Genomic DNA, 8,865 nt, shown 5'->3' with positions numbered 1-8,865 from the left:
GGGGGCCGCAGCCACCGCGCTCGACGGCGTCTGCGCCCCGCTGGTCATGCGGTCAGCCTAACCGGCGACCCGGGGGCCGGCTGTGCGGGTGCGCGGCGCCCGCCCGCGCTCAGCGGGCGGGTGCCGCGGCGGCCCTCAGGCCTGCTTGCGGCGGCGCGGGCGCCGCCCGTGCGCGCTGATCGTCGTGCCCGGGGGCAGCACCACGCCGGGGTCGAGCGTGCGCGGCACGCCCTGCAGGAACAGCGCGAACACCGGCGGGCGCCGCTGCGCCAGCTCGAGCCGGCCGCCGTCGGCCGCCACGAGGTCGCGGGCGAGCGCGAGGCCCAGGCCGGTGCCCGCCCCGGAGGTCATGCCGCGCTCGAAGATGCGCGGCGCGATGTCGTCCGGCACGCCCGGGCCGGCGTCGGACACCTCGACCGCCACCGCGCCGGTGGTGCCCGACGGCCGGGAGCGGACCGTGGTGCGGCCGTCGCCGTGCTTGAGCGAGTTCTCCAGCAGGGTGGCGATCACCTGCGCGAGCGCGCCGGGGGTGGCCAGCACGCGGTGGTCCGGCGAGACGTCGACGACGAGCTCGCGGCCCGCGCGCTCGAAGACCGGACCCCACTCCTCCGCCTGCTGGTGCATGACGTCGAGCAGCCGCACCGCCTCGGTGGTGCCGCCCTGCGACCTGCGGGAGGCGGCCAGCAGGTCGTCGACCACGGTGACGAGCCGCTCCACCTGCTCCAGCGAGATGCGCGCCTCCTCCTGGACGTCCGGGTCCTTCGAGGCGGCCTGGATCTCCTCCAGGCGCATCGTCAGCGCCGTCAGCGGGGTGCGCAGCTGGTGCGAGGCGTCCGCCGCGAACTGCCGCTCGGCGGCCAGCCGGCCGGCCATACGGTCGGCGGTGCGGGCGAGCTCGGCGGCCACCAGGTCGATCTCCTCGACGCCCGAGGGGTCGAGGCGGGGGCGCACCTGGCCCGAGCCGAGCTGCTCCGCGGACGCGGCGAGGTAGACCAGCGGCGCCGAGAGCCGGTTCGCCTGCCAGACGGCCATCGCGACGCCCGCGGCGATGGCGACGATGCCGGCCGCCACGGTGAGCAGCACGATCTGGGCGGCCTTGAGCCACACCGGCCAGGCCGAGACGGTCATGACGACGCTGGCCCGCAGCTCGGTGGACCGGGCGACCTCGACGGCCGGGCCCTCCACGGGCGTGCCCCCCTCGAGCTGCGTGCCGTCGGGCAGCTGGACGACCACGTGCGCCGGGACGTCGCCCGTGCGGCCGTCCGCGCCGCGGGTCAGCACGCTGTCGGAGACGACGTCGTCGCGCTCCTGGGCGGACTCGACGCTGCGGGCGAGGGTCTCGAGCCGGTCGGAGATGCGCTGCTGCTCGTTGTCGAGCACCAGCCGGGCGCCGGTGAGCCCGAGCGGGACGCCGAGCAGGACGACCGCGACGGCGACCGCCGAGATCGTCGCCAGCAGGACGCGGCGGCGCACCGGTCAGGCCGCGCCGAGCTCGAACCGGAAGCCGAGACCCCGCACGGTGGAGACGTAGCGCGGCGCGTTCGCGTCGTCGCCGAGCTTGCGGCGCAGCCAGGACACGTGCATGTCCAGCGTCTTGGTCGAGCCGACGGGGTCGGAGCCCCACACGTCGCGCATGAGGGTGTCACGCACCACGACCGACCCGGCGTTGGCGACCAGCACCTTGAGCAGGTCGAACTCCTTGGTGGTCAGGTGCAGCTCGCGGTCGCCCTGGAAGGCGCGGTGCGCGGCGACGTCGACGCGCACGTCCTGGGCGCGCAGCTCCTCCTCCTCGACCGACTCCCCGTGCGTGCGGCGCAGCAGCGCCCGGACGCGGGCGAGGAGCTCGGCGAGCCGGAACGGCTTGGTGACGTAGTCGTCGGCGCCGGCGTCGAGGCCCACGACGAGGTCGACCTCGTCGGCACGGGCGGTGAGCACCAGGATCGGGACGGTCAGGCCGCTGCCCCGCAGCTCGCGCGCCACGTCGAGGCCGTCCATGTCCGGGAGGCCGAGGTCGAGGACGACGATGTCGGCGGTGGCCGCGTTCTCGATCGCGCCTTGACCAGTCCCTTGCACGACGACGTCGTAACCCTCACGCGTGAGCGCCCGGGCCAACGGCTCGGCAATCGCCGGGTCGTCCTCGGCTAGAAGCACGTGGGTCATTCCGCCATGGTAGCCGCAACTACCCGTCTGCCAGGGCCGACCGCGGCGTGTCCACCGGCGGGCGGACGGCGCGCCCGGGCCGGTCCGCCCCGGGGTGGACGCACGCCCGGGGCGACGACCCCTAGCCTTGCCGCCATGGGCTGGTACGAGCGGTGGACCGCGTGGACGGAGCGGCACCGCTTCGCCGTCGACGTGGTCGTCGTGGCGCTCACCGCCCCGTGGGTGGTGGTCGGCAGCGCCGCCTACGCGTCCAGCGGCACGCCGTACGGCGGCGGCACGTGGGGCGCGGCGCTGTGGGCCGCCGCGCTGTGGGCGCCGCTGGCGTGGCGGTACGTGCGCCCCGTGCCGGCCACCGCGGTCGTGGCCGCGGCGGCCCTCGGGCACGTCGTCGCCGGCATCCCCTTCGTCATGCCCGCGGACTTCGCGATCCTGATCGTGCTCTACGCCGTGACCGTGCGCGGCCCCGTCTGGGCGCACCGCGCCGCGATCACCACCGCGATGCTCGGCGCGGGCATCCTCACGGCGTTCTTCTACGTCGTCGCCGGCGACCTGTCCGGGGCCGCCGCGTTCGGCATCATGGGCGCGGTCAGCGCCGTCGCGGTCTGGGCCTTCGCGCTCATGCGCCGCGCCCGGCGCGAGACCGTCGAGGCGCTGCGCGACCGCGCGCGCCGGCTGGAGATCGAGCGCGACCAGCAGGCCCGCATCGCGACCTCCGCCGAGCGGGCGCGCATCGCCCGCGAGATGCACGACATCGTCGCCCACTCGCTGACCGTGATCATCGCCCAGGCCGACGGCGGCCGGTACGCCGCCGCGACCAGCCCCGAGGCCGCCGCGCGCGCCCTCGGCGTCGTCTCGGAGACCGGGCGCGCGGCGCTGGCGGACATGCGCCGCCTGCTGGGGGTGCTGCGCTCGGACGACGCCGACGCGGCGCCGCGCGCCCCGCTGCCCGGCGGCGTGCCCGCGGGCGACGGGGCGGCGCCGGGCGCCGCGGTCCCGCTGTCCCCGCAGCCCGACGACGCCGACCTCGACTCCCTGGTCGCCCAGGCGCGCGACAGCGGCATGCAGGTGTCGCTGGTGCGGGTCGGCACCCCGCGCCGCCTGCCGCCCGGCGCCGGCCTCACGCTGCACCGCATCTGCCAGGAGGCGCTGTCGAACGTGCGCAAGCACGCCGGGCCGTCCCCCACCGTCACGGTGGCGCTGCAGTGGACGGAGCGCGCGGTGGAGCTGGCGGTCTCCGACGACGGGCGCGGCGCGTCGGCCGCCGCCGAGGCGGACGGCGACGCCGGCGCGATGGGCCCCGGCGGGCCAGGGTTCGGCCTGCTCGGCATGCGCGAGCGCGCCGCGCTCTTCGGCGGCACGGTGACCGCGGGTCCCCGCCCGGGCGGCGGCTGGCGCGTACGGTTCGCCATGCCGCTGCCCGCGGGCACGGCCGCCGCCGGCGCCCCCGTTCCCGGCGCCGCCCCCGCCACCGCCCCCGAGGAGACCACGCAGTGACCGACCAGACGACCGACGGACCCGTCCGGGTGGCCCTCGTCGACGACCAGCAGCTCGTGCGCGCGGGCTTCCGGATGGTCATCGACTCCCAGCCGGACCTCACCGTGGTCGCCGAGGCGTCCGACGGCCTGCAGGCCCTGCGCGTGCTGGGGCAGACGCCGGTCGACGTCGTCCTCATGGACGTGCGCATGCCGAACCTCGACGGGCTGTCGGCCACCGCGCGCCTCACGGGGGCGGACGGCGACGGCTCCGGCGCCCCTGCGGGCGACGGCGGGCCGCGCGTCATCGTGCTGACCACCTTCGACCTCGACGAGTACGTGCTCGAGGCCATCCGCGCCGGCGCGTCGGGGTTCCTGCTCAAGGACGCCCCGCCGGAGGAGATGCTCACCGCCATCCGCACGGTGCACCGCGGCGACGCGGTCATCGCCCCGTCGTCCACCCGCCGCCTGCTGGAGCACCTGGTCACCGCCCTGCCGGCGTCGTCGGCCCCCGCCGAGCACGAGGCCCTCGCCCAGCTCACCGACCGCGAGCGCGAGGTGCTGGTGCTCATGGCGCGCGGCCGGTCGAACACGGAGATCGCCGGCGACCTGTTCGTCGCCGAGGCGACGGTCAAGACGCACGTGGGGCGCATCCTCGCCAAGCTGGGCGCGCGCGACCGCGTCCAGGCGGTGGTCGTGGCCTACGAGACGGGCCTGGTCCGCCCCGGGTCCTGAGCCCCGCGTCCTGAACCCCGCGTCCTGAGCCCCGGCCTACCCTGGCGACGACGCCGGCCGCGTCGGCCGGCCCCGACCGAGGAGGACCCGTGCCCCGACCGCCCCTGCCCGACGAGCTCGTCGAGATCCTGCGCCGCCCCAACCCCGCCGTGATGGGCACCGTCTCCCCCGGCGGCGCGCCCGTCACGGTCGCCACCTGGTACCTGTGGGACGCCGGGCGCGTTCTGCTCAACCTCGACGCCGGCCGCGCGCGCCTGGAGCACCTGCGCGCCGACCCGCGCGTCTCGCTCACCGTGCTCGACGGCGAGGAGTGGTACCGGCACGTCTCCCTGCGCGGGCGCGTCACCGAGATCGTCGACGACGAGGGGCTGGCGGACATCGACCGGCTGGCGACGCACTACACCGGCCAGCAGTACGGGAACCGCACCGACCCGCGCGTCTCGGCGTGGATGGAGATCACCCGGTACCACGCGTGGGCCGGCGGGTCGCCCTGGGGCGGCTCCTGACGCGCAGCCGCTGCCGCCGGCGCCCGGGTGCCCACGGCGCACCCGGGCGACCGTCGGACGACCCCGTGTACGACCAGGGGATGACACGGGGGCCGGGCAGGACCAGCCCCCGGCCTGACGACGCCTGACCTGCGGCTCCGTAGCGTCGTGGTCGAACTGAGACGACCCTCGTCGGCTCACCTCGACCCAGCGACAGAACCGGAGCACCCGTGGACAGCACCACGTTCGTCCCCGTCGCCGACGCGACCTCCCACCGCAGCGCCCCCGGCGCGGCGGTGCGGGCGCGCGGCCTCGCCAAGACCTACGGCAAGGGCGCCTCGAGCGTCCGCGCCCTCGACGCCGTCGACGTCGACTTCGCCGCCGGGCGGTTCACGGCGATCATGGGCCCGTCCGGCTCCGGCAAGTCGACGCTCATGCACCTGCTGGCCGGCCTCGACTCCGCGACCAGCGGGCAGGCGTTCATCGGCGCCACGGAGATCACCCGGCTGGGCGACAAGGAGCTGACGCTGCTGCGCCGCGACCGCGTGGGCTTCGTCTTCCAGCAGTTCAACCTGCTGCCGATGTTCACCGCCGAGCAGAACATCACCCTGCCGGTCGAGCTGGCCGGCGGCACCGTGGACCGCGAGTGGTTCACCACCCTGGTGCGCACGCTCGGCATCGAGCAGCGCCTGGGCCACCGCCCCAGCGAGATGTCCGGCGGCCAGCAGCAGCGCGTGGCCATCGCCCGCGCGCTCATCGCCAAGCCCGAGGTGGTGTTCGCCGACGAGCCGACGGGCAACCTCGACTCCCGATCCGGCGCGGAGGTGCTCAGCTTCCTGCGCCGCAGCGTCCGCGAGCTGGGCCGCACGATCATCATGGTCACCCACGACCCGGCGGCCGCGGCCTACGCCGACCGCGTGGTGCTGCTGGCCGACGGCCGGATCGCCGGCGAGATCACCGACCCCACCCCCGAGGCCGTGCTCGCGGGCCTCGACGCCCTGCGCTCGCTCGAGTCGCCGGTGCCCGACGCCGCCGCGGGCGGCCCGGAGGCGGGCGCCCGATGATCCGCATCACCCTGGCGCAGATGCGCCGCAGCGTCGGGCGGCTCGCCGCCGCCGGCATCGCCATCGTCATCGGCACGGCGTTCGTCGCCGCCACCCTGCTGGCGGGCAACCTCATCACCCGCTCCACCTACGACTCCATCGCCGCGCGGTACGCGGCGGCCGACCTCGTGGTCGAGTCCGCCGAGGGCGCCGAGCTCTCCCCCGCCCAGCTCGAGTCGGTCGCCACGACGTCCGGCGTCGTTTCGGCAGCCCCGCAGTCGCTGGCGTACCAGGGCCTCACGCACGGCAACCGCACCATCTACCAGGGCGTCATCCCGCAGCCCGACGACCCGCGCCTGATGCCGCTGGAGCTGACCGACGGCGCCGCCCCGTCCGCGGCCGACGAGATCGCGGTGCCGCCGGACGTCGCCGAGCGGCTCGGCCTCGGCGTGGGCGCCACGGTCGACGTCGTGCGCGACGTGCCCGGCGACCCCGAGACCGGCGAGCTCGAGCAGGTCGTCGACCCGATGACGATCAGCGGCCTGGTCGCCGACCCGAAGAACGCCTACGGCATGTCCGGCGGCGCGGCCGTGGTCACCCAGGACACGTTCGACCAGTGGGGGGCCGACGCCGCGGGCGGCGAGGTCACCTACCCGGAGGCGAGCCTGCTGCTCGCCGACGGCGCCGACCTCGAGGCGGTGCGCGCGCACCTCGCCACGACGCTCGGCTCCGCGTTCGACGTCGTGACCCCGGACGAGCACGCCGAGGCCGCCGCGGCCGAGCTCACCGGCGGCGAGAACCTCATGTTCCTCATCTTCGTGCTGACGTTCGCGTCCATCGCGCTGCTGGTGGCCGGCCTGGTCATCACCAACACCTTCCAGGTGCTGGTCGCCCAGCGGGCCCGCACCCTCGCCCTGCTGCGCGCCGTGGGCGCGTCGAAGCGGCAGGTCGGCGCCGGCGTGCTGCTCGAGGCCGCCATCCTCGGCGTCGTCACCTCCGTGCTCGGCGTCCTGGTGGGCGCCAGCCTCGGCCAGCTCGCGCTGTGGGTGGCCCGCACCGGCCCGGTCGCGGCGTCCCTGCCGGCGACCATCACCGTGACGTGGCAGGTCGTGGCCGTGCCGATCGTCGTCGGCACGCTGGTGACCGTCGCCGCGGCGCTCGTGCCGGCCCGCGTGGCCACCCGCGTCGCGCCGCTGGCGGCGCTGCGCCCGCTGGACGCGCCGACGGCCGAGAAGGGCGCCGGGCGCGTGCGCCTGGTGCTGTCCGTGCTCGCCACGGTGATCGGCTTCGCGCTGCTGGCCGGCGGCGCCGCGCTCGGCACGGTGGCCCGCGAGCCGTCCCTCGGCCTGGCCCTGGGCATCCTCGGCGGCGCGACGTCGTTCGTCGGCGTCGCGGTGTCCGCGGTGTTCTGGCTGCCCAAGGTCACCGGCCTGGCCGGGCGCCTGGTGGGCAGCAGCGGCCCGACGGCGCGGCTGGCGGCGGCGAACACGCTGCGCAACCCGCGCCGCACCGCCTCGACCAGCACGGCGCTGCTCATCGGCGTCACCCTCGTGGCGATGATGTCCACCGGCGCCGCGAGCGCCCGCACCAGCCTCACCGCGGCGCTCGACGGGCAGTTCCCCGTGGACGTGGCAGTCCAGGGCGCGCAGACCGACGACAGCGGCGCGACCGTGCTGCCGCAGACGGTGATCGACGCCGTCGAGGCGGTCGACGAGGTCGCGGCGGTCGCGCTGCTCCAGTCGGGCGTCGCCACCCTCGGCGACGGCACGTCGTCCGAGGAGGAGACCGTCGTGACCGTGCAGGGCGTCGACCGCGACGCCGCCCTGGCGGCGCTGCGGCTGGACGAGCCCGTGGAGGCGCTCGCGCCCGGCACCGCCGTCGTGCCCACCGAGGTGGCCGACGCCTGGGGCCTGCGCGACGGCGACCGGCTCACCCTCACCGGCGACGCGGGCACGGTGACGTTCGACCTGGCGACCAGCGACACGGGCATCGGCGAGGTGCTCGTCCTGCCCGCCGACCTGCGCGCGCTGGTGACCCGGCCGACCACCGAGGCCATGTGGCTCGCCCTGGACCCCGGGGCCGACGCGCGCGCCGGGGTGGGGCACGTCCAGGACACGGTCGCGGACACCGGCGAGCTCGCCTCCGTCAGCGGCGCCGCCGTCGAGCGGGCCAGCTTCGAGGACGTGGTCGACACCGCGCTCGGCATCGTGCTCGGTCTCCTGGCCGTCGCCGTCGTCATCGCCCTGATCGGCGTGGCGAACACGCTGTCGCTGTCGGTCATCGAGCGCCGGCGCGAGTCGGCCACGATGCGCGCCATCGGCGTCACCACCGGCCAGCTGCGCTGGATGCTCGCGATCGAGGGCATGCTCATCGCCGGCGTCGGGGCGGTGCTCGGCATCGTGCTCGGCCTCGTCTACGGCTGGGCCGGGTCCCTGGCCGCGCTCGGCATCATGGGCGACGTGACGCTGAGCGTGCCGTGGCGGGACGTCGCGCTGGTCGCCGTGGTGGCGCTGGTCGCCGGGCTGCTGGCGTCGGTGCTGCCCGGCCGGTCCGCGGTGCGGACCTCCCCGGTGGAGGCGCTCGCCGCCGAGTGACGCCTGCCCCGCGCCCCGACGGCGCCCCGCGAGCCCGGCTCGCGGGGCGCCGTCGTCGTGCCGGGGCCGGGCGCTGGCCGTGCGCCCCGGCAGTCCGCGCCCGGCGCCGTCCACAGGCCCGGGCGCCCGGCGCGACGCCTGGGCCACGCTGGTGGCCGTGACCCCACTGCCCGACGCCGCGGCCGGGGTGCGCGTGACCGTGCACCCCGGCGAGGACGTGCTGCTGCCCGCGGGCGCGCGCCTCGGGGAGGTCCGCGCCGAGCTCGCCGAGCTGCTGCGCCGGCCCGAGCTGCGCCACGCCCCGCTCACCGCCGACGGGGTCGCGGTGGACGACGACGCCGTGGCCGGCGAGCGCCCGCTGCTGCCGGGAGTCACG

General features: G+C 76.6%; 8 protein-coding genes. 6 read left to right on the top strand and 2 right to left on the bottom strand.

The window, feature by feature from the left end; genetic code table 11:
- Positions 1-135: 135 nt before the first annotated feature.
- Positions 136-1,473 carry an ATP-binding protein gene (locus GSF02_RS18010; RefSeq protein ID WP_159798744.1) on the bottom strand — a complete coding sequence of 446 codons (1,338 nt, stop codon included), beginning with the start codon at positions 1,471-1,473 and terminating at the stop codon, positions 136-138.
- A gap of 3 nt (positions 1,474-1,476) precedes the next feature.
- A complete protein-coding gene (locus GSF02_RS18005) occupies positions 1,477-2,160 on the bottom strand; it encodes a response regulator transcription factor (protein ID WP_159798743.1) in 684 nt (227 codons plus the stop codon).
- A 135-nt stretch (positions 2,161-2,295) separates the two neighbouring features.
- On the opposite strand from GSF02_RS18005, the gene GSF02_RS18000 reads away from it, so the two are divergent.
- The 6 genes from GSF02_RS18000 to GSF02_RS17975 all read left to right on the top strand — a co-directional run.
- On the top strand, positions 2,296-3,654 hold the full coding sequence (locus GSF02_RS18000) for a sensor histidine kinase (RefSeq protein WP_159798742.1): 1,359 nt from the start codon (positions 2,296-2,298) through the stop codon (positions 3,652-3,654).
- A complete protein-coding gene (locus GSF02_RS17995) occupies positions 3,651-4,367 on the top strand; it encodes a response regulator (protein ID WP_235915685.1) in 717 nt (238 codons plus the stop codon). The genes GSF02_RS18000 and GSF02_RS17995 overlap by 4 nt, the downstream gene beginning before the upstream one ends.
- 89 nt (positions 4,368-4,456) lie before the next feature.
- Positions 4,457-4,873: a PPOX class F420-dependent oxidoreductase gene (locus GSF02_RS17990; protein ID WP_159798741.1), complete on the top strand. Its 417-nt coding sequence runs from the start codon at positions 4,457-4,459 to the stop codon at positions 4,871-4,873.
- Between the two features lie 209 nt (positions 4,874-5,082).
- Positions 5,083-5,916 (top strand): ABC transporter ATP-binding protein, encoded by an 834-nt coding sequence (locus GSF02_RS17985; protein ID WP_159798740.1) that lies wholly within the window; start codon positions 5,083-5,085, stop codon positions 5,914-5,916.
- Complete coding sequence (locus GSF02_RS17980; RefSeq protein WP_159798739.1) at positions 5,913-8,489, top strand: ABC transporter permease; 2,577 nt, start codon at positions 5,913-5,915, stop codon at positions 8,487-8,489. The genes GSF02_RS17985 and GSF02_RS17980 overlap by 4 nt, the downstream gene beginning before the upstream one ends.
- Positions 8,490-8,646: 157 nt before the next feature.
- Positions 8,647-8,865 (top strand): hypothetical protein (locus tag GSF02_RS17975; protein ID WP_159798738.1); only part of this gene is annotated, 219 nt, incomplete at its 3' end.

This window comes from Puerhibacterium puerhi, assembly GCF_009846865.1.
Classification (GTDB): Bacteria; Actinomycetota; Actinomycetes; order Actinomycetales; family Cellulomonadaceae; genus Puerhibacterium; species Puerhibacterium puerhi.
The sequence above is the reverse complement of the archived record's forward strand: the minus strand, read 5'-3'. Positions and strand labels throughout refer to the sequence as shown.

What these genes read in the sequence shown, in the direction of transcription:
- GSF02_RS18005 (WP_159798743.1), bottom strand. Translation starts at nt 2,160, where the DNA reads ATGACCCACGTGCTTCTAGCCGAGGACGACCCGGCGATTGCCGAGCCG.
- GSF02_RS18000 (WP_159798742.1), top strand. Translation starts at nt 2,296, where the DNA reads ATGGGCTGGTACGAGCGGTGGACCGCGTGGACGGAGCGGCACCGCTTC.
- GSF02_RS17980 (WP_159798739.1), top strand. Translation starts at nt 5,913, where the DNA reads ATGATCCGCATCACCCTGGCGCAGATGCGCCGCAGCGTCGGGCGGCTC.